This is a genomic window from Nitrococcus mobilis Nb-231, assembly GCF_000153205.1.
Classification (GTDB): Bacteria; Pseudomonadota; Gammaproteobacteria; order Nitrococcales; family Nitrococcaceae; genus Nitrococcus; species Nitrococcus mobilis.
In genome coordinates, this window is the sequence record NZ_CH672427.1 from 658,891 (window position 1) to 685,519 (window position 26,629).

23 protein-coding genes and 1 riboswitch are annotated in these 26,629 nt (G+C 59.6%); of the genes, 12 read left to right on the plus strand and 11 right to left on the minus strand.

Annotated elements, in window-relative coordinates; genetic code table 11:
- Window positions 1–51: 51 nt before the first annotated feature.
- A riboswitch (adenosylcobalamin (AdoCbl) riboswitch) is annotated at window positions 52–190 on the minus strand.
- A 59-nt stretch (window positions 191–249) separates the two neighbouring features.
- Entirely contained in the window at window positions 250–1,176 is a 927-nt protein-coding gene (locus tag NB231_RS03065) for a LysR family transcriptional regulator (protein ID WP_004999673.1), read from the minus strand.
- Between the two features lie 108 nt (window positions 1,177–1,284).
- Here NB231_RS03065 and metE point away from each other — a divergent pair, with 108 nt between their 5' ends.
- Both metE and NB231_RS03075 read left to right on the plus strand, forming a co-directional pair.
- Complete coding sequence (metE, locus tag NB231_RS03070; protein WP_040663006.1) at window positions 1,285–3,579, plus strand: 5-methyltetrahydropteroyltriglutamate--homocysteine S-methyltransferase; 2,295 nt, start codon at window positions 1,285–1,287, stop codon at window positions 3,577–3,579.
- Window positions 3,580–4,108: 529 nt separating this feature from the next.
- Window positions 4,109–4,792 (plus strand): MlaC/ttg2D family ABC transporter substrate-binding protein, encoded by a 684-nt coding sequence (locus NB231_RS03075; protein ID WP_004999677.1) that lies wholly within the window; start codon window positions 4,109–4,111, stop codon window positions 4,790–4,792.
- On the opposite strand, the gene NB231_RS03080 is transcribed toward NB231_RS03075, so the two are convergent.
- Genes NB231_RS03080 through NB231_RS03090 form a run of 3 tightly spaced genes read right to left on the minus strand, consistent with a single transcriptional unit; the run spans window position 4,743 to window position 9,149 of the window.
- Window positions 4,743–5,912, minus strand: a complete 1,170-nt coding sequence (locus NB231_RS03080) for a lipocalin-like domain-containing protein (RefSeq protein ID WP_004999678.1) — start codon at window positions 5,910–5,912, stop codon at window positions 4,743–4,745. The two genes, NB231_RS03075 and NB231_RS03080, sit on opposite strands and share 50 nt — an antisense overlap.
- A gap of 1 nt (window position 5,913) precedes the next feature.
- Window positions 5,914–8,427: an FtsX-like permease family protein gene (locus tag NB231_RS03085; protein WP_004999679.1), complete on the minus strand. Its 2,514-nt coding sequence runs from the start codon at window positions 8,425–8,427 to the stop codon at window positions 5,914–5,916.
- Window positions 8,424–9,149: an ABC transporter ATP-binding protein gene (locus NB231_RS03090; RefSeq protein ID WP_004999680.1), complete on the minus strand. Its 726-nt coding sequence runs from the start codon at window positions 9,147–9,149 to the stop codon at window positions 8,424–8,426. The genes NB231_RS03085 and NB231_RS03090 overlap by 4 nt, the downstream gene beginning before the upstream one ends.
- Window positions 9,150–9,386: 237 nt before the next feature.
- Between NB231_RS03090 and NB231_RS03095 the strand changes: the two genes are divergently transcribed.
- The 3 genes from NB231_RS03095 to NB231_RS03105 are packed head-to-tail and all read left to right on the plus strand — an operon-like array spanning window position 9,387 to window position 11,946.
- Entirely contained in the window at window positions 9,387–10,181 is a 795-nt protein-coding gene (locus tag NB231_RS03095) for a hypothetical protein (RefSeq protein WP_040661686.1), read from the plus strand.
- Entirely contained in the window at window positions 10,178–11,350 is a 1,173-nt protein-coding gene (locus tag NB231_RS03100; protein WP_004999682.1) for a M48 family metallopeptidase, read from the plus strand. The genes NB231_RS03095 and NB231_RS03100 overlap by 4 nt, the downstream gene beginning before the upstream one ends.
- Window positions 11,347–11,946, plus strand: a complete 600-nt coding sequence (locus tag NB231_RS03105; RefSeq protein WP_156776879.1) for a hypothetical protein — start codon at window positions 11,347–11,349, stop codon at window positions 11,944–11,946. The genes NB231_RS03100 and NB231_RS03105 overlap by 4 nt, the downstream gene beginning before the upstream one ends.
- Before the next feature lie 28 nt (window positions 11,947–11,974).
- Here NB231_RS03105 and NB231_RS03110 read toward each other — a convergent pair whose 3' ends face one another.
- Window positions 11,975–12,952: a YbgA family protein gene (locus NB231_RS03110; protein WP_050756140.1), complete on the minus strand. Its 978-nt coding sequence runs from the start codon at window positions 12,950–12,952 to the stop codon at window positions 11,975–11,977.
- 95 nt (window positions 12,953–13,047) lie between these two features.
- Here NB231_RS03110 and NB231_RS18240 point away from each other — a divergent pair, with 95 nt between their 5' ends.
- On the plus strand, window positions 13,048–13,347 hold the full coding sequence (locus NB231_RS18240; RefSeq protein WP_156776880.1) for a DUF3634 family protein: 300 nt from the start codon (window positions 13,048–13,050) through the stop codon (window positions 13,345–13,347).
- A gap of 101 nt (window positions 13,348–13,448) precedes the next feature.
- Here the strand turns inward: NB231_RS18240 and NB231_RS03115 are convergent, their stop codons facing one another.
- The gene (locus tag NB231_RS03115; RefSeq protein WP_040663012.1) at window positions 13,449–14,429 is read right to left on the minus strand and encodes a YihY/virulence factor BrkB family protein; all 981 of its coding nucleotides are present in this window, start codon (window positions 14,427–14,429) and stop codon (window positions 13,449–13,451) included.
- 367 nt (window positions 14,430–14,796) lie between these two features.
- Here NB231_RS03115 and NB231_RS17390 point away from each other — a divergent pair, with 367 nt between their 5' ends.
- The 3 genes from NB231_RS17390 to NB231_RS03130 are packed head-to-tail and all read left to right on the plus strand — an operon-like array spanning window position 14,797 to window position 16,460.
- Window positions 14,797–14,955 (plus strand): YqaE/Pmp3 family membrane protein, encoded by a 159-nt coding sequence (locus NB231_RS17390; protein WP_004999687.1) that lies wholly within the window; start codon window positions 14,797–14,799, stop codon window positions 14,953–14,955.
- On the plus strand, window positions 14,952–15,347 hold the full coding sequence (locus NB231_RS03125) for a DUF4112 domain-containing protein (RefSeq protein WP_004999689.1): 396 nt from the start codon (window positions 14,952–14,954) through the stop codon (window positions 15,345–15,347). The genes NB231_RS17390 and NB231_RS03125 overlap by 4 nt, the downstream gene beginning before the upstream one ends.
- Window positions 15,348–15,386: 39 nt before the next feature.
- Entirely contained in the window at window positions 15,387–16,460 is a 1,074-nt protein-coding gene (locus tag NB231_RS03130; RefSeq protein WP_004999690.1) for an endonuclease/exonuclease/phosphatase family protein, read from the plus strand.
- Between the two features lie 145 nt (window positions 16,461–16,605).
- Here NB231_RS03130 and NB231_RS03135 read toward each other — a convergent pair whose 3' ends face one another.
- From NB231_RS03135 to NB231_RS03155, 5 genes are all read right to left on the minus strand, one after another.
- Window positions 16,606–17,616 carry an NAD-dependent epimerase gene (locus NB231_RS03135; protein WP_004999691.1) on the minus strand — a complete coding sequence of 337 codons (1,011 nt, stop codon included), beginning with the start codon at window positions 17,614–17,616 and terminating at the stop codon, window positions 16,606–16,608.
- Window positions 17,617–17,646: 30 nt separating this feature from the next.
- On the minus strand, window positions 17,647–18,924 hold the full coding sequence (tviB, locus tag NB231_RS03140) for a Vi polysaccharide biosynthesis UDP-N-acetylglucosamine C-6 dehydrogenase TviB (RefSeq protein WP_004999692.1): 1,278 nt from the start codon (window positions 18,922–18,924) through the stop codon (window positions 17,647–17,649).
- Between the two features lie 98 nt (window positions 18,925–19,022).
- Window positions 19,023–20,054: a Wzz/FepE/Etk N-terminal domain-containing protein gene (locus NB231_RS03145; protein ID WP_004999693.1), complete on the minus strand. Its 1,032-nt coding sequence runs from the start codon at window positions 20,052–20,054 to the stop codon at window positions 19,023–19,025.
- Between the two features lie 255 nt (window positions 20,055–20,309).
- Window positions 20,310–20,975 (minus strand): MlaC/ttg2D family ABC transporter substrate-binding protein, encoded by a 666-nt coding sequence (locus NB231_RS03150; protein WP_004999694.1) that lies wholly within the window; start codon window positions 20,973–20,975, stop codon window positions 20,310–20,312.
- Window positions 20,976–21,098: 123 nt separating this feature from the next.
- Window positions 21,099–21,536, minus strand: coding sequence for a PRC-barrel domain-containing protein (locus NB231_RS03155; RefSeq protein ID WP_004999695.1), 438 nt, complete (start codon window positions 21,534–21,536; stop codon window positions 21,099–21,101).
- 657 nt (window positions 21,537–22,193) lie between these two features.
- On the opposite strand from NB231_RS03155, the gene NB231_RS03160 reads away from it, so the two are divergent.
- From NB231_RS03160 to mdoH, 3 genes are all read left to right on the plus strand, one after another.
- Entirely contained in the window at window positions 22,194–22,763 is a 570-nt protein-coding gene (locus NB231_RS03160; protein ID WP_004999696.1) for a PRC-barrel domain-containing protein, read from the plus strand.
- 350 nt (window positions 22,764–23,113) lie between these two features.
- A complete protein-coding gene (locus tag NB231_RS03165) occupies window positions 23,114–24,667 on the plus strand; it encodes a glucan biosynthesis protein (protein ID WP_004999697.1) in 1,554 nt (517 codons plus the stop codon).
- On the plus strand, window positions 24,654–26,624 hold the full coding sequence (gene mdoH, locus NB231_RS03170; RefSeq protein ID WP_156777073.1) for a glucans biosynthesis glucosyltransferase MdoH: 1,971 nt from the start codon (window positions 24,654–24,656) through the stop codon (window positions 26,622–26,624). Before NB231_RS03165 ends, mdoH begins: the two co-directional genes overlap by 14 nt.
- Window positions 26,625–26,629 lie beyond the last annotated feature (5 nt).

Below are 26,629 nucleotides of genomic sequence, written 5' to 3' on the forward strand. Positions count from 1 at the left end.
CTTAAAGCGGAATGCACCCATACCGGGAGCCTTTGACGCGAAGGTCTCCTACAGTCGGACACCGCCGTAAACGGCGGCGCCCTTCGTCTCGGGTGGTGGTCGGGCTTCGCGGTCAAAACCGCATTACCGTTGCGCGACAGCCCCGGATTTGCACCGGTGTTCCCCACCCCCTGCTCTACTAAATATAGGGCAGATAATAAGACTTAATCCCAATATATTGGGTATATGGGTCGAAGGCAAGATGATTGTTCAGGCTTCGAGCGGCTCGATTCCGCTCAGCCGCTCGGCGGTTACCGCGCGTGCAAGCCTCAGGAAGGCATCGATGAACGGGGCCTCCCGGCTCTCCTCCCGGACCGCGGCATACAATGGGCTCCAGAGCCCGCTACGGCCCAAGGGGCGGGCGACCAGCTGTCCCTGATCCCGGTATTCGTCCAGCGCCCAGTTCGGCAGGGCCGCCACGCCGCGCCGGCTCACTACGAGCTGAATGATCATCACCGTGAGCTCCGAGGTACGCACGGCCGCCGGCTCCACGCCGGCCGGCTCGAGAAAGCGGGCGAACACATCCAGACGGCTGCGGCACACTGGATAGGTAATCAGCGTCGCGGCGGCCAGATCCTGCGGCGCCAACCAGGCCTTGCGCGCCAAGGGTGAGCCGGTATGCATCGCCAGGAGCACCTCGTGGCGGAACAGCGGCTCGTAGTGAATTCCCCGCAGATCCGGGTCCGGATCGGAGGTCACCACCAGATCGATTTCGCCACGCACCAAGGCCGGCAAAGGATGGAAGCTGAACCCGAGTGAGAGGTCCATTTCCACCCCCGGCCAGTCCTCGCGGTAGTGGTCCATGGTGGGCAGCAGCCACTGGAAGCAGCTGTGGCATTCGATGGCGATGTGCAGCCGGCCCTGCCGGCCGAGCGCCATGCCCGAGAGCCGCTGCTCGGCCGCCACCACTTCGGGCAACAGCCGCTCGGCTAGGTTCGCCAGCATTTCGCCGGCCGGACTGAAACGCAACGGCCGGGATTGGCGGAAGAACAGCGCCGTATCGAAGTGCTGCTCCAACGCCTTGATCTGGTGCGACAAGGCGCTTTGGGTGACATGCAGGCGCGTCGCGGCCCCGGCCAGACTGCCGGTGGCGCGAATCGCCTGCAAGGTACGTAGATGGCGGAGTTCCAGGTACATGGGAAGTCTTAATATGAAAAATACTAATGTAATTTCTGAATAATTTGAAATTGTCTCATGTTCAGGGAACGTCGACACTAGATGATTAGCAAATCATCGGAGAATACTGTGGCCACGACACATGCATTGGGCTTCCCGAGGATCGGAGCACGCCGCGAACTCAAGCGTGCGCTCGACGCCTACTGGCGGGGTGAGATCGATCAGGACACGTTACGGCGCACCGGGGTCGAGCTGCGTTCCCGACACTGGGCGTTGCAAGCCGAGGCCGGCCTCGACCTCGTGCCGGTCGGGGATTTTTCTTACTACGACCACGTGCTGGACACCTCCGCGCTGCTCGGCGTGATCCCTGAGCGCTTCGGCCGGGAGGTCGGCGAGGACGGCATCGACCTCGACCGCTATTTTCGGATGGCCCGCGGCCGGGCGCCGCGCGGGGAGGACGTCACCGCCTGCGAGATGACCAAGTGGTTCGACACCAACTACCACTACATCGTCCCTGAATTGGCCCATGATCAGCGTTTCACGCTGCATGCGCGCGGGCTCGAGGCGCAACTCGACGAGGCCCACGCCAAGGGTCTGCGCAGCAAGCCCGTGCTGATCGGTCCCCTCACCTATTTGTGGCTGAGCAAGGTTCGCGACGAGCCGTTCGACAAGCTCACCCTGCTGGAGCGACTGCTGCCGATTTACGCCGAGCTCCTCCACCGACTCGCCGGTCGCGGCATCGAGTGGGTCCAGATGGACGAGCCCATTCTGGTCTGCGATCTCGACGCAGCCTGGCAGGCCGCCTTCAAAGCGGCTTACCAACAACTCGCAGCCCAACACCACCCCCGACTGCTGCTAACCACTTATTTCGGTGGGCTGGGCGCCAATCTGGAATGGGCCCTGCAACTGCCGGTCGGCGGCGTGCACGTGGATCTGGTGCGGGCGCCGGAGCAACTGAGCGAAATTCTGCCGCGGCTTACCGAGGAGAAAGTGCTCTCCGCCGGAGTGATCGATGGCCGCAACATCTGGCGCACCGATCTCGAGGCTTGGCTCGAACCGCTGGGGCGTGCTCAGGAGCAACTCGGCGAACGGCTTTGGCTGGCACCGTCCTGCTCGCTGCTGCATGTGCCGGTGGACCTCGCCGGCGAGACGCGGCTGGATGATGAGCTCAAAAACTGGCTCGCCTTCGGGGTGCAAAAGCTCGAGGAGGTGGCGCTGCTGGGCCGGGCACTGCGCGAGGGCCGCGCGAGCATTGCCCAAGCTCTGGAGGCCAACCGCGCCGCGCTCGCCGCCCGGCGAGAGTCGTCGCGCATCCACAACGCCGCCGTCCAACAACGGCTCCGCGCTGTCAGCCCCACCATGAGCCGGCGCGCTTCGCCCTATTCGCAGCGCGCGCCGTTGCAGCGCGCCCGCCTGAAGCTGCCGCTCCTACCTACGACCACCATCGGCTCGTTCCCGCAGACGCAAGCGATCCGAGCGGCACGCCGTGACTATCGAGCTGGACGGCTGGAGCGGGCCGCCTACGAACAGCGCATGCGCGCTGAGATCGAGCACACCATCAAGACGCAAGAGGCATTGGGGCTGGACATGCTGGTCCACGGCGAGCCCGAGCGCAACGATATGGTGGAGTACTTCGGCGAGCTGCTGGAGGGTTTCGCCAGCACTCAGCAAGGCTGGGTGCAAAGCTTCGGCTCACGCTGCGTCAAACCACCCATCATCTACGGGGATGTCCGCCGTGCCGGTCCCATGACAGTGGAGTGGATTCGCTACGCCCAGTCGCTGACCGAGCGCCCGGTCAAGGGCATGCTGACCGGGCCGGTCACCATCCTGCAATGGTCGTTCGTGCGCGATGATCAGCCCCGCGCCGCGACCTGCCAACAAATCGCCCTGGCGTTGCGCGGCGAGGTGGGCGACCTGGAGGCCGCCGGCATTCGGGCGATTCAGGTGGACGAGCCCGCCTTGCGCGAGGGGTTGCCGCTGCGCGGCAGCGAGCGGCCGGCGTATCTAGACTGGGCCGTGCGCGCCTTCCGCTTGGCGACCGCGGGCGTGCGGGATGAGACCCAAATCCACAGCCACATGTGCTACTCCGAGTTCAATGACATCATCCAGGCCATCGCCGAGCTGGACGCCGATGTGATCACCATCGAGGCCGCTCGCTCGGATATGGAGCTGCTGGCCGCGTTCGCCGAGTTCGAATATCCCAATGAAATCGGTCCCGGCGTCTACGACATCCATTCACCACGGGTGCCGAGTGTCGCGGAAATGGCGCAGCAGCTGGAGAAAGCCGCCGAGGTCATAACCCGGCAGCAGCTCTGGGCCAACCCGGACTGCGGCCTCAAGACCCGCGCCTGGGAAGAGAGCAAGCCGGCGCTTGCCAACATGATCGCGGCCGCCCAAGAGCTACGCGCTCGCATCGGCGGCTGAAACCGGGTCTCAGGCGGGCTCGAGTCGCTGCACCAGCGCGCTCAGCACGGCGGTGCAGCGACCGACCATCTTGAAGCTCGCCTCGTCATCCACCCGCGTTCGGCCTTCGTTCAGCACAGCAACGGGGGTGCCCTGGCCGCGCGCACGAAGCGGCAGCCCGACCAGACCATGAGCGAGGAGCCGATCATCTCAGCCGCGCCTACCGGGGCAGCAGGCGTCAGGAGCCGCCATTCGAACTCGGCGAACACCGCTGCAGTGGCTGGGAAACCCGCCCTGCCCTGAAACCCGACCGGCCGGTCAGTCGGCGGCTCGCCGCCTACGTACCCAAAGCTCGTATTTGCTCATACCGACGCGCCGCTCCTATGCGGGGGCTTGGCGGCCGCACGAGTCCGCACAGGAGGCTGGATCGTAGCGCGCTGCAATATTAGCCTATAAAGTTCATACCACGGATCGATGGGTAGAGTGAGCACGGCAAGCCCGTGACGATGTGCCTTTGAATCCTTAAGGCATGCAATATTAGGTGAAGCCCATGACCAACCCCGATTGGTTCGTAATCGCATTGAGCCGCGCACCCATGCTGATGGCGGCCGGTTTGTTGATGTTCAGCCTGTTGGTAAGCGCACAGGCCAGCGCCAGCGACCGTCCCGATACCGCGGTGCGCGCAATGATCAGCGTGGCTCTGCGTGAGCTGAAACGGTGGCTTGCCAGGCTGCGCAGCGAGGGTGATGCCGTGCTAACTCGGCAGCTAATCGAACGCATCACCTTGCCGCATCTTGACCTCACCCGCATGGCCCGCTACGTGCTCGGATCTTATTGGCAAAGCGCCACGCCGTCGCAGTGCGAACGGTTTCGACGGGCCTTTCGTGCGCATTTGCTCCAGCTCTGCAGCCGGGCAATGGCAAAGCATGCCACCGAGCTCACTCAATTCGTCCATGATGTCCGCGTCCATTATCGCCTGGCGCGCTATGACGTGGCTCGCCGCACGGCCACCGTCCAAGTGATCGCAGTGACTCAGAGCTTGGGCTGGGTGCAACTCGAACTGCAGTTGCATGACCACGACGGCAGCTGGAAAATCTACGAAATAACCTCATCCGGTATCAACATCCTGGTTGGCATCCGCTCGGATCTTCAGGCCCAACTGCGCTGTGGCGATCTGGAGACCGTCATCCGTCGGCTGGAGCACCGGGTTGGTCTTCCGAACCATAGCCCGTGAGCTCGAGATAGCCACGGCCACTGATATTTTCGCCGACTACCGATACCGCCCCTTCCCAATAGCGCACGCGCAGATCGAGCTCCTGGTTGGGCATGCGCGCCTCTACGTCGAACTCCAAGTGTTGCGATGGCACCTGCACCCGCCAGGTCACCGGATAAGACACGCCGGTGGCTTCACTGCGCCAATAGCGCAAGGGCGTCAAGGTAAAGTCTGCCGCTGTGAGGTGCTGCGACTCTCCCCTCTTACCGATCACTGTGCCGGCGGAGTGCGGATCAGCGGAACCGTCCCGCCGGCGCAGGCGATAGAGCATGAGGTCGCGACCGTCGTCGAGCTGCAGCGAGAGCCAATCCCAGCCGGCCTGGTCGGCCGCTAATACGCTCGAGCTCCACTCGCGGTCCATCCAGGCGGTTCCGCTTACCGGATAGGACTCGCCCTCCAAACTGAGCGTGCCTTGCGCCTGCAACCGGGTATACGAGTAATAATAGGAGGCGTTGCCGGGATCGGCGCTTTTACGACTGTAGCCGGCATCCCCTTGAAGCACCAAGGGCTTGGCGCTGCTCAGATGCAGATCGATCCCCACACCTTCTTGCTCGGCCTGCAATCGGGCCGGGAAAAGGCTGTCCACCGACTGAGCCCGCACCTGCCAATCGTCGAGCCAAACTCGCACTGGATGAGTCTGCGCACCCGCCAACCCCACGGCACCGCGCTGCGAGCGCTTAAAGAAGCGGAAACGCTCGGGCTTGATATCGCTTACGGCGAAATTGGCCACCCACATCTGCCGCGTAGCCCAATCCGACGCCCTCGGGGGCATTGACGGCGCCATGGCGAACCGAAAGAAGGTGAGTTCGAAACCGAAGGGACGCCCCTGCGCCGTAGCGAGGTTGCCGGTAAAATACCACCACTCGATCCGGTAGTCGGGGTGGGCGCCGTGGTCCTCGGGAAACTGCATCGGCCGCGGACCGGTCACCTTGGCATAGCCTGCCATGTCATCATCCTCGGGCGCGCGGAAAGCCGCTGCCTTAGTGACCGATTGCTGATCGGGATCGGCCGTATCGGCGATGAGCCACCAGCCTATTCCGACGAGAACGGCCAGCGCCAAGGCAGCGAGCAAATAACGCACGTTACTCCTCCCGCAAGCCGCGAGCCGGCAGTGTGCGCGCCGCCCGCCAGGCCGGATAGAGGGCGGCGAGCAAAGCCGCGCCGATCGCCAATCCGACCCCTTCCAGCAGCGGCATGGGGCTAATTGTGAACTCCATGCTCCAGCCGAAAGCCCGGTGGTTAATGACGAACACGAGCAGCCAGGCGAGCAGCAAACCCATCGGGACCGAAAACAGCCCGGCCGCCAGCCCCAGCACCCCGCTTTGGGCGGTAATCAAGCCGCCAAGCTGAATTCGGGTGAAACCGATGGCGCGCAGCACCGCGAGTTCGCGAGACCGGTCGAGCTGCAACGCCATCAATGCACCCACCACACCGACGAAGGCCACCATCGCCGCCAGCAAACGCAGCACCGAAGTAATGACGAACTCTTGATCGAAAACCGCCACCGAGTGCTCTCGGATCGACTGGGTGTCGCGGACCCGAACTCCGGCCAAACCGGCGACAGCCGCCTCCAGACGCTGGTGCACCGCGCCCCGCTCGCTACCGGCGGAGAGATAAACACCCAGCCCCGAGAGCCGATCGTCAGCAAACAGCCGCTGGTAGGCCGGCCGATAGATCAACACCACACCATAAGGCGATCCGTAGTCCCGGAAGATGCCAGCCACCCGGAAGGTGCGCTCACCGAGTGCGGTGCGCAACGCCAATGTCTCCCCTACCTGTAAGCCGTGCTTGTAAGCATAGGGCTCGCTGATCAGCACACCCCTACCGGAGCGAAACGCCAGCCAGGCGGCTTCCCGATCACCGGCGCGGATATCGAAGCTCTGCCAGCCTCGCCGTTCGAGGCCCAGCGCCCAGATGGCCGTAAAGCCGTCCGCGCTTGGTAGGCGATAATGGCGGGAGCGGGTTATGTAGGCTACCCCGGGCAGGGATTCGATGCGTTTGGCAAGGGCATCATCCACCGTACCACCCTCCTGCGTCGTGGCGATGTAGAAATCGGCGCGCAAGGACTGTTGTAACCAGACGATGAAGCTGCCCCGGAAGCTATCGATCATGACCGCCACCCCAATCACGGCCGATATGGCTACCGCCAGCGCGGCAATCGCCACTCCGGTACGGCTGAGCGAGGCGGCCACGCCGCGCAGCACCAGACGTGCAATCGGCCGTTGCGGAACAAGCCGAGCCATCGCTGTGGTCAAGCGAGCAGAGGCCAACGGGGCCAGCAAAGAGGCACCCAGTATCACCGCGAACAGGCCAGTGAAGGCGGCAATCAGACCGGAGCTGGCCACTAGGATCACGCCTCCGGCAAGCAGCGCCACCCCACCAAATCCAGCCGCCCACCGGGCGCCGCGATGCGCCTGACGCTCCAGTTCGCTTCGATCCATTGCCGCCCGGGGCGGAACCGTTGCCGCCTCGAAGGCTGGCGGTACGGCGGCCAGCATCGAGCCAACGATTCCGAGCAGAAACCCTTTGGCAAGGCTGAAGGGCTCGATCTGAAAGCGCATTATCGCCTCATGGAACGAGCTATGTGTGCTGCTGCGGCCCACCAGGTCGACCAGTCCGACACCGAGCACCAATCCCAGCAACACACCAAACGCCGTACCGAGCAGCCCGATGAGCGCGGCGTCGCTCAGCACCTGGGCAAGAATCTGCCGGCGGGTTGCCCCCACGGCACGCAATATGCCGATCATCCGACGCCGTTGCACGACCATGAAGGACATGGTGTTGAATACCAGGAACAGGCCGATCACCAAGGCGAGCAAGGAAAACGCCGTCAGGTTGATTTGAAAGGCGGCGCGCATTTGCTGCATCGCGTTAGCCCGCGCCGCCGCCGGAACCAGAACAATACCGGGCGGCAGCGCGGCGCGAACCCGGTTGACCGCGTCGGCGTTACCAAGGATCAAATCGATTCTTGACAGTCGGCCAATCCGGCCGAGTACCTCCTGAGCGGTGGCGATATCCGCAAAGGCATAGCCGCTCAAATCATGATCGGAATCCTCTGCCACGGCCACCACATGCAGACGTCGTTGCTGCCCGCCGACTTGCACGGTAACCGTACCTCCGGCTACCACACCGAGGCGCTGCGCCTCTTCCGCCGGCAATACGACGCTCCCGGGGTCGAGCAACAAGTCCTGGAGTATTCCCTGCTCGCCTTCGCCCTGCTGTGGCACGGCGCTTGCACCCCGCAATGGGGCGTCCACAATGGGGTCGATGCCAAGCAACGTGAGCGGCCGATTGCCGGCCGCCGCAAGCGTGACACCGCCTGCCAGCACCGGCGCGGCTTGCTGTACGCCAAGCCGCGTGCGCAGTTTGACGTAGAGCGCTTCCGGCAAGCCCTCGGGACCACCAAAAATCTGGTGGGTGATCCGCCCGGTTACCGCCTCCATGGACTGACGCATGGCCGTGCCCGCGCTCTGATTGGCCAAGTCCATGCCGATCACCACAGCCACGCCGAGCGCCACACCGGCCACCGCCAGCAGCAACTGCACCGGATGGCGCCACAGAGCACGCCGGCCGGCGCGCAACACGCTTTGCGTCACTCACGAACCTCCAACAGCCGGCCCTCGTGAATAGTCAGCATACGATCGGCCTTGCCCGCCACCTCGCGGCTGTGGGTCGCCATGACCAGCGTCTTGCCGCTGCTGCGACAAAGCTCATCGAGCAACGCCACCACTCGGGTCGCATGGTCCAGGTCCAGATTACCGGTCGGCTCGTCCGCTAGAATAAGATCGGGCTCGTGCACCAACGCTCGGGCCACCGCGACCCTCTGTTGCTCGCCGCCGGAGAGTTGGTCCGGGTAGGCCTCTTCCAAGCCCACGAGTCCGACCCGATCGAGCCATCGCCTAACCGTGTCCGCAGCACCCGTCAACCCATTGAGCTCCAACGGCAATAGCAGGTTCTCGCTCACCGTGAGCGTGGAAATCAAATTGTAAGCCTGGAAAATGAAGCCGATGCGCCGCCGGCGCAAGAGTGTAAGCTCCCGGTCACTGAGCGCACTGAGTGAGTGGCCATCCACACTCACACAGCCGCTGCTCGGGCGATCGAGCCCGCCGAGGAGATTCAACAGCGTGGACTTACCGGAGCCGCTGCGACCAACGATAATCAAAAACTCGCCGGCCCCGATGGTGCCCGATAGGCCGTCGAGCACAACCCGGCCTTGTGGGAACTCATAGCGTTTACCGAGATCGCGGAACTCGATCAACGGCGCACCGCACGGACGGCGGGACGCCGCACGCCCTACCTCTGCCAGTGGAGCTGCCATATATCGCCACCCTGTCAGGACTGCCCCGGCGAGCATGCCATTGCAGCTCACCCCCTTGCCGGTCCAGGCCGCTGGCCTGTGCCCATATGTCGATACGCTACCATTTTGGTTCGATCGAAGCGGTCAGCCAACGCGCACGTGGGCTTAAATCATTTATTTAGACTACGAATTACTTTGAAGATATCCAATTAAGACGTTAGCGACGGCATAGACTGGTCACCGAGTAGTGGTGCCGTCATGATTAGGAGTGAGCTGCCCAAGGAGGCACAGGATCGTTATGGATTTTGCGCGGTATATGGAATGCGGCGGCTTGGTAAGTATCGCCTGACGCGCGTGCTGGCAGCGCTGGTGGGGCCGCTTGCGCTGGCGGCGTGCATCCAGGTGCAGCCGTATCTGGCGAAAGGGGTTCCTCCGGCCACGAAACCCGTGCGGGTATTGCTCATGCCGCCCAACGTCGCGGCCCTAGAACTGACCACGGCCGCAGCGCCCTTGCCGAGAGCGGACTGGACCGAGCTGGCGCAGGATAGCTTGGTAGAGGCCGTCGCCGACACCCTTAAAAAGCACGGTGCGCAGATGATCCGCTACCGTCGCGCCACGGAAGTTATGCCGTATGCCGAAGATCACCTCGAGGCGATCGCGCTGCACGAGGCGGTACTGCAGACCATTCTGACCTACCGCTATGCGCCTGCGCAGCAGCGGGCCGCGTTGCCGACCAAGCCGGAGGGGCTGGACTGGACACTGGGCGAGAGCGTGACGCGGATTAAAACCGATTATGCTGCAGACTACGCGCTTTTCCTGACCTACCGGCAAGCCACCTCCACGGTCGAACGTGCTCTGTTCGCGGTGGTTAGCTTCGTACTGTTCGGATTTATCCAGCCCACCAGCCAATCGATAGGGCTCGCCTCATTGGTCGATCTGAACACCGGAGCGATCATCTGGACCAACCTGTTGCAGGGTCAGTCGCTGGATGTCAATCGCCCGGATGGTATCCGCGATCGTGTTGAGCAACTGCTCTCGGGGCTGCCGCTATGAAGCACTGCCCGCTCGCTATACTGGTCCTGACGGCCGCGCTCGGCGGATGCGCGGTCCAGGTCGCGAAGCTGGAACCGGGCCGAGCGCAGCCGACAGAAGTCTCCGAAAGGGGCTTATGGTTCGCCTCGCGCAAATCTGAACAAAGCGTGGCGATCTCCGGCCGGCGCGTTAAAAATCCTCGGCTCGAAGAGTATGTTGCGGGCGTGCAATGTCGGGTCAGCGCGGCTTATTGTCCAGAGATCCGGATCTATACCATGCAGATCCCAGACTTCAACGCTGCAATGGCACCCAACGGCTTCGAGCAGGTCTGGACCGGGCTGCTGCTGCGGGTCGAAAACGAGGCCCAACTGGCCACGGTGCTCGCCCACGAAACGGCCCATTACACGCTGCGGCACGCCCTAGAACAGTTCCAAACCACCCGTCGGACCGCCAATCTGCTACTCGCTACCCAGCTCGGCCTGCTTTTTGGGGGTATCGGTGTCATCAGCGCAGGACCGGTCGGATTCAGTACCGGCAATATCGGCCAATTGATCGCCATGGGCTATCTGGCCGCCTATTCACGAGAACAAGAGGCCGAGGCAGATCGACACGGCTTCGAGCTGATGGCCAAGGCGGGTTACGCCCCCGGCGAGGCGGCCAAAGTCTGGGCGAATCTCATCGAGGAACAGCGCGAATGCGCTCTGCCGACCCCGCCGGCCCTGTTCGCAAGCCATCCACCGTCGGCAGAGCGGCTGCAGAGCCTGCGGCAATTGGCGGAACGATCCGGTAGAAGCGGAATCACCGGGCGCAGCGATTTTCTCGCAGCGACACTGCCGCAGCGCGGCAAGTGGCTGCGGATGGAGCTCGCCACGCGACGCCTTTGCCGCGTACGCGTGCTGCTCGAACGACTGATCGAGCAGGGAGAGAATCTCGGCGAACTGTACTACTATCGGGGCGAGCTGTACCGGTTGCGCGGTGGGACGGGCGATTTTGAACGCGCGGCCGAAGCCTATCGCAAGGCTCTGGATTATCCAAGCGCACCCGTTGCGACCCACCGCGAACTCGGACGCGTCCTGTGGCGCGCTAACCGGCCGATCGAGGCGCGCCAAGCCTTTCGCCGCTACCTGAAGATGGCGGAATCAGCCGACGACGCCGCCATGATCGGGGCCTATTTGGAGCGGTTGCCGTGAGTAGTGCGCCCCCTTGCCTTTTGGTGCTACTGGGCCTCGGTGCCGCAGTGCTCACTGCGTGCGGCGATCCGCTCATGGTCAAACCCGGCGAGCACGACGAGATCGGTGAGGCGTATCGGGTCGACCCGCAGATCGAATGGAGCCGCCAGCAGGACCGCAAGCTGCAAATCTGGACCGTGGATGGACCACTGCTCGAACAGCTGCGCCTGTATGCGGACATCGCGGACGGGGACTCCTTGCTCCCAACACCGCGGCGTTCGATATCGAAGCAGAAAGGGGAGCAGCGGCCGAAATATCACAAAGGCATGCGGGCCCATGATGTGATGGAACTTGTCGCCACCACCCTGGCGCAATCCGGTGCGGTCGATGTTGGAGCCGGGCGATTACGGCCCGCCGAATTCGGTGGGCGATCAGGCTTTCGTTTCGACTTGCGCTTTGAGTCGGATCTCGGTGTGGCGTATCGGGGGCTTGCGGCAGGAATGATTACCAAAGACGGCCGCCTACACCTCATTCTGTATATGGGCGCACAACCACATTACTTCGACGCTTACGAAGCCATTATCCAACGCATCCTGAACTCAGTCGTTTTGCTGTAAGCGCAGCGAATATCTGGGATCAAACGGGTTAGATGTGATTCCAGAGGCTGAGCCCCGCCGGTTGCCAGCTCAGATAGAGCTGCTTGTCGATATAAGGTTCAGGATGGCGCCGAAAGTGATGGCGCAGCAAGGTCACCGGCACGATGAGCGGCACCACGCCCTGTCGGTAATCGTGGATGAGAGCCACCAGCTCGGCCTTGTCTTCGCTATCTAACTGCCGCTTAAGGTAACCCATCACATGAAAGAGCACATCAGTGTGCTGAGATCGGGTAGCGCGGCAGGCCAAGGCGTTCATAAAACCCGCGCCGTATTCGACCGTCAACGGCTCGATGGGCTGACTTCCCACCTGGGCGATGAGGCGCCCGAGCCCCTTCGCACGATGCGTACCGTGCGCCATGAGTATCAGCTTGTGCCGGGTATGGAACGCAACGAGCGCCTCGGGTGTTACCCCTTCTTCCAGCAACTCCTGCCAGCGTCGATAGGCATAGAGTCGCTCGATAAAGTTTTCGCGCAACGCCGGATCATTCAGCCGCCCTTCCTCCTCGACGGGCAATAACGAATTTGCCCGCATAATCTCGGCGGCGTAGATTCCCCGACCGCTGCCCCGCAGCGAGCCGTCACGCCCATAGACCTTGACCCGCTCCATGCCGCAGCTCGGGGATTTACTCTTGAAAATATAGCCGCTGATATCGCCAAGCTCCCGGGCCATTCGGCGCGCGTATTCGGCGAGTGGACTCGTCACATCCGCAGACTCGTGGCGCGTACCGACGGCCTTTGGCCTCTGCGGTTCACCCACTAGACGAATCGGCTCGCGCGGTATACCCAAACCAATGGCCACCTCGGGACAGACTGGTACGAGCTCGAAATACCGAGCCAGCCGATCCGACACGAATCGATCCCGCTTGTGCCCCGCATTGAAGCGCACTGGCTCTCCTAGCAAGCAAGCGCTGACACCGACCCGAATCCGCCGCTCGACACGCTGAGACCGACTGTTTGACCCGTCCAGCGCATTTCCAACTGCGCCATCCAGGTTGGCTGAACGAACCGCTGCAGGTATTCTTCTGGTCCTCATCAGTAGTTATCGCTGCATAAGAGTCTGACATGAACAACACATTACGCCCCATGCTCAGCCGATTCCAATCGGTATATCGGTTGGAAATCAGCAGCCGAGCGGTCTACATCAAGCATGGTAAGCCACCACAAGGCTTTGTCTCCGCGGTTTCCGAGGTGGTGCGCCTGCATGGCATAGACAGTGGATTGATCGAATGTCTCGGCCGCGGCTGCAGTGCACGGCTCCGTTTCTCCAGAGGATTCCCCGAACGGGGCCGGCAGGCGATCCGCAATGTCTGGACACCTCCGAGCACACCACCCCCAAAAGGGGGACGCCGGGCGCGGGGTTAAGACGTGTCTGCCATCTCCTGGATGGCCGCCGCGCCAACCCATCCTGTTACAATTACCCATCGCAGCCCACGCCGGATTAATACTTTGCGGCATCGCCGCCATTATTTATCCTTATCATCCAATGCTTCCCCAAGAGTATCGGCAACATAAGCACCGCGCTGCCCCATGGAGCGAGGTTCCCCTTTAGTCGTATCGACCATCGTCTGGTGTTCCATCTGGGCATTTAGCTCAGCTCCAAAAAGAATCACGAATGCCGTCAAATAAAACCATAACAAAAGAATTATGATGGCACCAACCGAACCATAAGTGTTGGCATATTTACCAAAATTTCCCACATAAAAAGAAAACAACATGGAAGTGATAACCCAAAGCACTGTAGCTGCTATTGAGCCAACACTAACCCAATTCCATTGAGGTTCGCTCCGGCTCGGACCATAGCGAAACAGCATAGCTAGCCAGAAAACGAAGCAACCTGACAAGAGCAACCAAGGAAAAAACGACAGCACTGTCGACAAAGCGCCCGGAAGATTTAAAATGCTTAACAAGATTGGTAAAGTTACAATAAGACCAAGGGCTAAAACAACCAACATAATCATGCCAAAGGTAATCATCAGGGCAATCTTGTTAAATTGCAAAAACCCTCTCTTTTCCTTTTCATTATAAACTATGTTTAAAGCAAGCATAAATGCTTTTGTTCCTCGTGTCGCGCTCCAAACTGCAAACAACACACCGCTAATAACTCCTGCGCTCATTGCGGATGTTGCGCTTGCTGTGATTCTCTGCAATTGCTGGCTAATCAACAGCTGTGCCTCTTCCGGCAGGATTCCACCATAATGCGTAAACTGCTGTTGGACATCAGCCGGATTAGCAACTAATCCATAGAGTGAAACAATTGCAACCAATGCCGGAAATATAGACAGCAGAGCATAAAATGCAACCCCCGCAGCAATAATGGAAATATTGTGATTAGTGATGTCATCCTTAAGGCGCAACGCAATATCTCGCCATCCATTTAGAGGAATCTCCCAGGGTCGGCGAGCCATTCTTCCTCTCTCATGAAAAAAAGCTTTTTTTTGCCTCATCTCATGCACCCTCATAGAGAATTAATAGGGACGCCTCTAAGTAGTAAACACAATATAGCCAAAGAGCGCCATACCTATCGGCCTTACTCCATCTCACCAAGAGACTGCAGTCCAATTTTGGCAGTACATCGATGTGGAGCCTTGGGTGAGCAAATGCCTGCTCGGCTCCACAAAGGTGTGCCACGATAAAGGTGTGCCACGATGGCGCTTGCCAAGAGCGCCGCACTGGTTGTCTAATGACCCTAGAGATCGGTGCTGGGAAACAAAACGTTTTTATACTCTTTAAACTCTCAGCGCTCTCGGTAGAGACCAACACACCTGATCTCAGCGTGGAGAGATCGTTGCAACGCAGTTGTGAGGAAAACAAATGGATTTAATCCGCATTATATTCGCAATTCTGTTGCCGCCGCTTGGCGTCTTTCTGCAAGTGGGCCTAGGCGGCGCGTTCTGGCTGAATATTCTGCTTACTCTGCTCGGCTACATTCCCGGCATCGTGCATGCGGTCTGGATCATCGCCAAGCGATGAGACAAGGTGAAATATTCTCTGCAACGCAGTCGCCTGAGACGTTAAAGCGTTTCAGGCGACTGCAGCGTTTGGCACAGCTGCTGGATAGCGAATTCCAGATACCCGGTACCCGCTGGCGCTTCGGGTTGGATCCACTGATCGGACTGGTACCCGGACTTGGCGATGCCGCAAGCGCCGTTATCTCACTGTGGCTCATTGCGGAGGCCAAACGCTTGGGCGCGCCTTCGGCAAGCCTACGGAAGATGCTCCGAAACGTGCTGGTAGACTCCGTAGCGGGTAGTATTCCCGTACTGGGAGACGCGTTCGATGCCGGTTACAAGGCCAATTTGCGCAACGTGGCGCTGCTCGAACGCGCACTCTTCGAGCCTGGGCGAAAAGAGACCACAGGATAATACCCTCCCTTACCCAACAACAGCAGCGCACCTGGAACCATGCTATCGGAAACCGTCAAAACGCTCGTGGTAACCCTCGCTCTGGTTCCGGCGCTGGCAACAGCCATTCCGCTAGTACGCAAAACCGATTGGTGGATCCGGTTGTTCGATTTCCCGCGCCTGCAGGTCGCAGTGATCGGGGTAGCGGCATTGGCTATTTATCCATGGGTGTTCGAATATTCAGTGGTTGATTATACGGTCCTGACCGCCGCGTTCGCAGCGACCCTCTGGCAGCTCCACTGGATCTTGCCTTACACGCCACTGGCCAAAAAACAGGTGATGACCGCCCGCAAGACGGTACCGCAAGAAAGAGTCAGGCTGCTGGTGGCTAACGTGCTGACACCCAACCGACGGGCACCGGACCTCCTGCACCTTATCGAAAAGGCAGATCCTGACGTCGTCTTAACGCTGGAGAGCGATGCGTGGTGGGAGCAGCAGCTTACCGCACTCGAGCCGCGCTACCCTTATTGTCTCAAGTGCCCGCTGAATAATCTCTACGGCATGCATTTGTATTCACGCCTGGAGTTGGTCGATCCCGAGATCCGCTACTTGGTCGAAAAAGATATCCCCTCTATGCATGCCGAGCTTGTGTTGCGTTCGGGCCATCGCTTGGAGCTGCATTGCCTGCACCCCGTCCCGCCGAGCCCGACGCAGAACGAGACCTCGGCGGAGCGTGACGCGGAATTGCTGATCGTAGGTAGGGCAGTAGGACAAGGCAATCGCTCGGTCATCGTAACGGGTGATCTCAACGACGTCGCTTGGTCCCGAACCACACGGCTGTTCCGAAAAATCAGCGGCTTGCTCGATCCGCGCATCGGGCGCGGACTATTCAGCACATTCCACGCCGAATATCCGTTCCTACGCTGGCCGCTGGATCACTTATTCCACTCGGACGATTTCACATTGGTGTCGATTCGAAGGCTGCCTTACTTTGGCTCCGATCATTTCCCAATCCTAATCGAGTTGCAGCACGAGCCTCGCGCCGAACCGCATCAACAAGCACCGTCAGCCGACGCCGAGGATCGACGCCGCATGCATGAAAAGATCAACGCGGTCGCCCACACGCCACTGTAACCCCGCGACCGGCGCGAGAGCCGCTCGTCAAGATGCTCCATGAGCTTTAAAAAACAATCGCTTGGCCCGCCCCGTTCAACAAATACCGAACCGCATGGACCATAACGGTTTGTTTGCTGGACGCCGGGCCAGTTTGAGCTCGATCTCAGGCGCCCTGATAATAAGCCTGATACCACTCCACGAAGCGCTCCACACCAACCTCGACCGGGGTATTCGGCTGGTAGCCGACCTCATCGCTCAACGCACTGACATCGGCCCAGGTATCCGCCACATCGCCCGGCTGCATCGGCAGCAGCTGCTTATCAGCCTTGCGGCCCAGGCAATCCTCCAGCAGCTCGATGTATTTCAATAGCTCCACCGGGCGGCTGTTGCCGATGTTGTAGAGCCGGAACGGCGCATGAGCAGTGGCCGGGTTCGGATGGTCGCTCCGCCACGTCGGGTCGGCGGACGCCACCATGTCGCAGGCATGCACCACACCCTCGACGATGTCGTCGACGTAGGTGAAATCCCGCTTATGGTGGCCGTAATTGTAGACCTCAATGGGGCGCCCCTCGAGGATGGCGCGGGTAAACTTGAACAACGCCATGTCGGGTCGCCCCCAGGGGCCATAGACGGTAAAAAAGCGCAGCCCCGTGGTCGGCAACTGGAAGAGATGGGAATAACTGTGCGCCATCAGTTCGTTGGCACGTTTGGTGGCCGCATAGATGGCGAGCGGATGGGAGACGTTTTGGTGCTCGGCAAAGGGCATCTGCGTATTGGCGCCGTAGACCGAACTGGTCGATGCGTAGACCAGGTGCCCGACCGCGTTGTGCCGACACCCTTCCAACACGTTCATGAAGCCGACGACATTGCTGTCGACGTAGGCGTGCGGATCCTCGATCGAATAGCGCACACCGGCCTGCGCGGCGAGATGAATGACGCGGTCGAAGCGTTCGTGGCGAAACAACGCGGCCATGCCATCGCGCTCGGCCACATCCAGGCGCACAAAGCGGAAGCGGTCTCGATCCTCGATACGCGCTAGGCGTGCCAGCTTGAGATCGACGTCATAGTAGTCGTTGAGATTGTCGAGCCCGACCACCTCGCGGCCACGGTCGAGCAGGTATTTCGCAACATGATAACCGATGAAGCCGGCGGCTCCGGTGACAAGGAACTTCATATCGTTGAACCTTTCACTGACACGAGGCGGTCATAGCCGGCCGTCCACCGCGTATTCGGGAAACATATACTTGATATCGTAAAGCACTCCGCGCGGCTTGAGCAGGGTACGGATCCGCTGCACGCCCATCTCTCGAAACTGATCGTGGGCAACGGCCAGGATCAGGGCGTCGTATTGGCCGCTTTGCGGCTCATCGATCAGCGTCATGCCGAACTCTTCCCTCGCCTCATGCGGATCGGCGTTCGGATCATAAACTTCGATGTCTGCACTGTACTCGCGTAGCTCGGCGATGATGTCGACCACCCGAGTATTGCGCAAATCCGGACAGTTCTCCTTGAAGGTCAAGCCCATGATAAGCACTTTGGAGCCGACCACCTGCAGCTTGTGCTGCGTCATGAGCTTGATGACCTGAGCGGCCACGTAGCTGCCCATACCGTCATTGATACGCCGCCCGGCGAGGATTATCTCCGGGTGATGGCCGACGGTCTGGGCCTTGTGGGTCAAATAGTATGGATCGACACCGATGCAGTGCCCCCCTACCAAACCGGGCCGAAACGGTAGAAAATTCCACTTGGTGCCGGCCGCCTGCAGCACCGCCTCGGTGTCGATGCCAAGCCGCTCGAAGAGCATCGCGAGTTCATTGATCAAGGCGATGTTCACGTCTCGCTGGGTATTTTCAATGACTTTCGCCGCCTCGGCAACGCGGATGCTGCCCGCCAGATAGGTGCCGGCTGTAATGATCGAGCCATAAAGGTCGTCGACGAATTGCGCGATCTCGGGCGTGGAACCGGAGGTGACCTTGACAATGCTGGAGACGCGGTGCTCGCGGTCGCCCGGGTTGATGCGCTCGGGACTGTAGCCGGCGAAGAAGTCATGATTGTAGCGTAAACCCGAGACCCGCTCGATGACCGGCACACAAACTTCCTCGGTTGCACCCGGATAGACCGTGGACTCGTAGATGACGAGATCACCCGCGGTGATGACCCGCCCCACCGTTTCGCTCGCGCTGCGTAGCGGCTGCAGATCCGGCTGGCGATGACCGTCGATCGGGGTCGGAACGGTAACAATATAGACGTTACGGTCCTGCAGATCCGCAACGGCCTCCGTATAGCGCAGCCGCCGAGCCGCGGCGAGCTCCTGAGGCATCACCTCGCGGGTGCTATCCCGCCCTTCGGTGAGCTCGGCGATGCGTGCCGCATTGATGTCAAAACCGACGGTGTCGAGCTGCTTGCCGAACTCGACCGCAAGCGGCAAGCCGACGTAACCAAGGCCAATGACCGCGATGCGGGCCTCCTCAAGCTGGATCATCCTATATCCCCCCTAACTTCCTGAGAACCCAGACACTCGCCATGGCGCGGCGAATGGGCTGCACTCGACTCCACGATGCCAAAACCAAGACGTGCCGTTTAGCGCTTAGTGCTCGATTTCATCACAGCATTAGCCCGGGCGAGAAATTCGGTAAAGAAGGCGGCGAACACCCCCAGCATAAGTCCCAAGACGCCGGCGAGCGCCAAAATCACCACAGGACCCGTTCCAATCGGCTCCGGCAATCGTTGTGGCACGAGCACCGCCCGGGTCGGCTGCAGGGCCGCTGCTCGTGCCTCGATCTCCTGCATGCGGAGCTGTTGCGTGCTTTGATCGACTTGATTCTGCTTGAGCCGGCTCAGAATCCCGTCGCGTTGTGCCGGAATCCATTTCCCAAGCTGCTCTTGAAGGTCCGCGATGGTCTCCTGGAGCGTGCGGATGTCCCCGTTGAGCACGATCAGCCGCATATCGGCCGAGTCGGACAAACCGCGTTTGAGCAAACCATTGCGCTGCTCACGCAATGTCTGCAGGTCCGTGCGAACGATTTGCAGCCGCCGCTCCACCACCTGATTCCAGCTGCCGAGACGCTCGAGCTCCCCCTGCACTAGCTTTGCCTCCGCCGTCAGCTGCTGCAGGCGGGATTCAGTGCCCTCGCGCTCGCGCTCGGTAGCCTGCCGAGCTGCCTTGAAACGGGGGCTTAGATCAACCTGAATCTGCTGGAGCACATCGTGTAGCAGCTTTAGGTAAGTGCTCCGCTGCGCAGGCACGCCTTCGCCGCTCACTACGATCAGCAGCGCACTGCCCTCCGGGGATCGCGCCTTGAGCTTGAAGCCTCCTTGAGCATCAGCGGCCAAAAGTCGGGCGCGTGCGAGTGGGATGTAGGTCTCCTGAATCTTGGCGAGCACTGCACCGACTGGCTCGATTGGTTGCAAGGCATCACCGCTGAGCACCTCACCAATCTGAATCGCCGTTTCATATTGATAGCGCGGCGGTTTGACCAGCACCCAGGCCAAACCAAGGAGCACACAGAGCAACAGCACACCGGCGATCGTCCATTTACGACGAACCAGGATGATCCATAAATCAATTAAACTGATTTCATCGTCGTGATCTGACGCATACAGCAACGGCATGCGCGCATCGTGAGTAAGGGAAGGGTATTCAGAGGCCATTAGCTTCGCTATCCAACACCTACGCTCTCCAAGCGCAACAGAGACGCACTATACCGATTCGGAAAAAAACCGCGGAGACGGGCCGCCCGAATCGAGCTGCAGTTTACCAAGCACCACCGGCTTAGCCCCAATTCGGCATTCGCTATATACCACGCCCGAGCGATTTAGAGTAACTCTCTTTGCCAACAGTTGATGGCAACACTGAATCCCAGGTACTCAGCGCTCCGAACTGACGGGGGGAACCATACGGGTATTGCGCTGCTGCAGCTCATCGAGAAATCGATCAAGCCCCTCTTGGCGAATCTGCGCGCGGAAAGAGCTGCGGTAAGTTTGCACCAGGCTGGAATAATTTACGCTCACGTCGTAGACCTTCCAACCCGCCGCGGTTTTGTGCAAGCGGTAGTTAACCGGAAGATCCGGACCGTCGGGCTGTTCAATCACCGTCCTGACCATAACCCGGTTATCGGGGGAGCTGGGTTGCATACCTTCGAAGCGCACGGTTTGCCCCGAGTATTCGGATAGGGAATAGCCATAAGTCTGCACGAGCAGCGCCCGAAACTCCTTGACAAAGCGCGCGCGCTGCTCGGGGCTGGCCGACCTCCAGTTCTGAGCGAGTACGAACCGACTCATGAGCTCGAAATCAAAATGGGGGATGACCAGATCTTTGACCTGCTCATAAATACGCTCTGGATGCTCTTTCAGCTTGTCTTGATGCGCCTTCAGAAGCTTCAATACCTCTTCCGTGGTCTGCATGATCAGCTGATCGGGAGGCAGTGGCTTGGTCGTTGCCAGTGCGGACAAATGAATGGCCGCGAACAGCCAAAGCGCGCTTGCCAAGGCTAAAATACGCCGCGACCGACTCTGCCCTGCTATCGAATCCATCGTCCTACCTCCGGAGCTCCACTGACAACACGAGTACGATACTAAAACCGCCGTGCCCCTTGTCATTAATTGTTGTTTGCAGGTGCGAGGGCCGAACCCGCGCGGCTCGGCCCAACAGTGCGATCATTCGGCTTGGGCTCCCTCGCTCTGCTGCTTGGGATGAGCGCGTGACGACGGCTCATAAGCCGAAAACTCGGCACTCAACATGTCCCGAGGGACATTGAGCAGCACCTGAGTATAATCCTCCGCGAGCCTCACGCGCCGCCACGGTACCTCATAATTGTAAGCACCATAACCGAACACACCGCCAATTCCGACCACCAGAGCGGCAACCTCGCCAGAGGCGGGATCGATCAAAACGTTGATCACCACACCGAGATTAGCGCCTTCCTCATTGCTTACTCGCTTGCCGACAATGCCGACGGGCCCGGAGGACGATGACCCCGCATGCGGCCTTGCCGCTTGTTCTATCGGCCCGGTCTGCCGAGCCAAAACCGAGCCGGCCACTCCAAGCCCGAGAGCACCGAAAAAGATCAGGCTGATGATATGTGTCGTTTGCATGGTGGACCTCCACCTGCAGCTGTGCGCAGAAGTAATGAACGGGCACTGTCCGATTCGTTAGGAGCCGTTGAATTTACATCAACTCTTAACGTTGGTATGCATTTCGCTTATAAAGCTGGCAATCGACGCGATTCAATATAAGTTCTGTCGCAATTCACCGACGTTTAATTTGTTGTTTTTTTGCAACAAATTGATTTGTTTGAGCTATCTCACGTCGTTATTAAGCAACGCCGCCCACACTCCTACCGTCAACCAACCCTCTTTAAAGAAACGTCTCGGCGAGCGATTCGTAGCGGCTGGGAGGGGAACAGGCATCCTCGGCGAGACTTCATACCCCACCGGCTGAGTTTTCTCAAGGCGCTTCCCTGGCAGGAGGGAACACGGCGAAGATCACGGGGCATCCAAGCACCAAGACACGGCTCGATTCTAGCCACCGCACCGTTCATCGCCGGACGCAACTCGGGCTATCGAGCCGGCCCCCACGAAAGTCCGTCGGCCCGAGGCGACAAATTTGTTCTAACCTATGCGAGAAAACGCCTAGCACATCTGAAAAGCTTATTTAGATTACTGTTTTATATTCCAGAAATAAGGTTGGCACCACATTTGCTTAATATATGGATAAAGGTTGTTTCGCCAAACTTAAGGAGCGTTCCCGATATGAAGAACATAACAAGCCATCTTTTGCTAGCCGCTCTGCTCATTGGCCCCGCCTCGTTTGCGCAGGCGGCTGATCAGCGAGCTGCCGATAGCCAGCCCGCGGAGCACGCCCAACGCACCCAACCCGCCGCTCCTACGCAGGAAGGTATCGAGCAGACTGAATCGAGGAGCGGTTCAAGCGAGCCGACCGAGAAAGCACCGGAGCAGTCCAACGCTTTCGAAACGCCTATGTTCATTGAGCAAGAAACCAGTGAGCAGATTTTAGCGAGCCAACTTCTCGGCTACTCGGTAACCAATCTGAAAAACGAGAACGTCGGCCACGTCAAGGATCTGATTTTGGATCAGAGTCAACGCCCGGTTGGCATGGTGATTTCGGTAGGCGGGTTTCTCGGATTAGGCGCCAAACATATCGCCCTGCCAATGAGTGCGGTTCAAATCAACCGCGCAAACAAAATTGTCCGGCTCAACTTCAGCAAGGAAGAGCTAAACAAGGCACCGTCCTTCACAGCGCAGAAGCCGGCACAGAGCGAGCGCAAGGAACAGGAGTCAGCTGGTCCGGACATGTATTGATTGGATTTGTTTAGATTTTGCAAGAGAGGCTTAGAAGCAGACGCTCCGCACGGATTGCGGGCTTGCCCGAGAAGGGCGGTCCTTATCGCCAATATCGGGCAAGCGCTTCATGGAAAAGTCTACCAATAAGTTTCGGATATCGGGAACTACTCTAACGAAACACAGTCTATTTTATTCATATGTCGTTCTGACAAATGCCGACCTATCCGATTTGCGGCTCTCATCGGAATGGTCTCCAAGCGGCCGAGCCAAAGAAAGGCTATTTCTACCGAGCGCCACTCTACTCCCTTCCGGTAACCCCTCGGGATTCGGTATCTGTGTTAAGTTTGAGTTGTAAGAAGGTATGTTCAATGTATCGTGTCTCCGATGTCCTAACACTGGCTTTCGTTATCGCTGGTCTAACGCTAGCAACGGCGGTTTCGGCAGAGAATTCCTCAGAGAAACTTTTCGGCCAGATCGCAAAAAAAGCGCGCGAACTGGCCGCACAACCTTATCAGGCGCCGCAGGAGAAGCTACCGGATGCCCTTACCCGACTCAGCTACGATCAGTATCGGGATATCCGATTTCGCCCGGAGCGCACGCTCTGGAACGGGCAAGCCCTGTTCAGTATCCAGCTTTTCCACTTAGGGTTTCTTTATCATGACCCCGTTACGATTAATGTCGTAGAAAATGGCCAGATAAAGACTTTGAGTTTCGATTCAAAATTATTCGATTACGGAAAAAATACCGCTCTAGCGCAACACCTTCGGCACGTTCCAGGCTACGCCGGATTCCGTATCCATTACCCACTCAATACGCCCGACTACAAAGACGAAGTTATTACTTTCCTGGGCGCATCCTATTTTCGAATGCTTGGCCAGGGGCAAAACTACGGAATCTCAGCCCGTGGCCTGGCGATCGACACGGGGCTGCCCAGCGGTGAAGAATTCCCCCGGTTCCGGGAGTTCTGGCTGGTCAAGCCGGAATCGACTGCGACGACATTGATCCTATATGCCTTGCTCGATAGTCGATCGGCCACCGGCGCCTACCGCATGGAATTGATCCCAGGGAAAAATACGGCTTTGGAAATACAATCGAGGCTGTTTGCGCGTACCACTGTCGAAAAACTCGGGGTGGCGCCCCTGACCAGCATGTTCCTGCACGGTGAAAACCGGGTCAGTTTTGCCGACGATTATCGCCCTGAAGTGCACGACTCCGATGGCTTGCTCATGTATACGGCTGCAGGGGAATGGATTTGGCGTCCGCTGAGCAATCCGCATCGACTGCACATAACGGAGTTGATGGATAAGGACCCGCGTGGGTTCGGGCTCGCCCAGCGCGATCGCAACTTCAATCATTACCTGGACCTGGAAACCCACTTTGAAGCACACCCTAGCCTCTGGGTAACCCCGCGCAGCGGTGATTGGGGCAAAGGCGCTGTGCAATTAGTGGAAATACCAACCGGTGAAGAGATCAATGACAACATCGTAGCTTTCTGGGTGCCGGACATACCCTTCAAGGCTGGCGAGCAGCGCAACTACAATTATCGACTGGAGACATTTACCTCCGCCCCGGCCACAGAAGCACTAGCGCGAGTAAAACGAACGCGGATCGGCTGGGGCGCGGTTCCGGGAGCCCCACAAAAACCAGCGCGTAGCGAACGCCAATTCATTGTCGACTTCGGCGGCGGTGAACTGCCTTCACTGACTGCTGCGCAGCCGGTGCAGGCCGTATTGACCCAATCATCCGGAGAAATCCTCCATAGCACGGTGCAACAACTACCTAGCAGGCAGGGTTGGCGGGTTGCGTTCAAGCTCAGCCCAGATGGCGAGCAACCCGTCGACATGCGCCTATATCTCACTCTGCACGGACAACGCCTAAGCGAGACCTGGAATTATGTTTGGTACCCCGATGCTATTCAGTGACCATTCGGAAGAATCACCCCGGCGGTCGAACAACCGCCCGCTCAGAGTACCCGGCCCCCGGCTGCGTGCCCTGGGCTTCATCGCCGTGGTTCTGACGACTACGGCGTACGGGATCGCCGTGATGTTCGACATCCTTCGAGCCAATGGAATCACGTTGCTTGAAGGATCGATCTTGATCCTGTTCGCCGTTGCTTTCGCATGGATCACCGCAGCCTTTTGGACGGCCATGGTTGGGTTCACCCTGCGGCTGTTCCAACTTGACCCATTGACGTTGCGCCGGCAGCGAACGCCACGGACCGACGGCATGCCCATCGCTACGCGCACGGCAGTGGTCATGCCGGTGTACAACGAGCACACCGTCCGCGTCATCGCGGGCGTGGAGGCCACCTGCGAGTCGCTTGCGGCGACCGGCGCGGCGGACAAGTTCGATTTCTATCTACTCAGCGACAGCACCGATGCGGCCATAGCGACGCGGGAAAAAGCGGCCTGGGGCGCGCTACAACAACGGCTGGCAGGCGCGTTCCGTGGCCGACTGCTCTACCGGCGCCGGGCTAGCAACACCGGCCGCAAGCCCGGCAACATCGCGGATTTCTGCCGCCGCTGGGGAACCTATTACGAGTTCATGATCGTGCTGGACGCCGATAGCGTCATGACCGGCGCGGCAATGACCAGCCTGGTTCGCGCCATGCAAGCCAACCCACAAGCCGGCCTGATCCAGACCGTACCGATACCGGTACGCCAGCAGACGATGTTCGGGCGCTTTGTGCAGTTCGCCTCCGAAGTCTACAGCCCCATGCTGGCCACGGGGCTGAGCTTCTGGCAGACCGGCGCGGCGAACTACTGGGGGCATAATGCCATTATCCGGGTGCAGGCGTTCACCGAGCACTGCGGCCTGCCGACTTTAGCCGGCGCCCCGCCCTTCGGCGGAGAGATCCTGAGTCATGACTTTGTCGAAGCGGCGCTGCTGCGGCGCAGCGGCTGGCAGGTCTATCTCTTTCCCGAACTGCAAGGAAGCTATGAGGAGATACCGGACAACATTCTGGATTTCGTCAAACGCGACCGACGTTGGGCTCAAGGTAATCTGCAGCACCTAAAATTACTTGCCGCACCCGGACTGCGGCCGCTGAGTCGGCTCAATTTTCTGCTGGGCGCGACGGCTTATCTGTCTTCGTTGCTATGGCTTGTCATGCTGGCGCTGAGCTCCGCAGACGCCATAGAACAAGCGTTAACGGGCACACAGTTTTTCACTTCCGGCTATCAGCTTTTCCCCGACTGGCCAATCGTCAAGACGGGCGAAATCGCCTCCTTAGTGTCGATCACCATCGGAATGCTGCTACTGCCGAAAATCCTCGGTGTCGTATTGTGCCTCTTGCAGCCCCACCACCGGCAAGCCTTTGGTGGCACAGCACGCCTCCTGCGAAGCTCTTTCATAGAGACCGCGTTCTCCGTGTTGATCGCGCCGATCATGATGACCTATCACGCCTATTTTGTGGTGAGCATCTTGCTGGGTCAGCCGGTCTCGTGGGGACCCCAAGAGCGGATGGGGCGGCGTGTCACTTTGCCCGAGGCTTTACGCTACACTTTCGCAGCAACGCTGGGAGGACTCATATGGGGTGGCGCAGTCTGGATCCTGGCACCGCAGTTTTTCTGGTGGCTGCTGCCTGTTCTGCTCGGTTTGTTGATAGCTGCGCCTTTAGTCTGTTTGTCGAGCAGCCCGACCCTCGGTAAGGCCTTGCACCGGTGCGGAGTCTTTCTGGCGCCTTCAGAGACGAAGCCGCCGATGGTCTTGCAACGACTGCAACAATTGATCTCGGCCCGACAGGAAAACTCACTGCAGCCTGATTGGCTGCCCTCTCTACCGCCGGTTCGTTACCGCGAGATGCCGAGCCAATGCCTCGCGCGGCGGTCACGGGTCAAGGGTTACTACTGGCACTTCTGGGCTCGACGTAGAACCTGACGGCG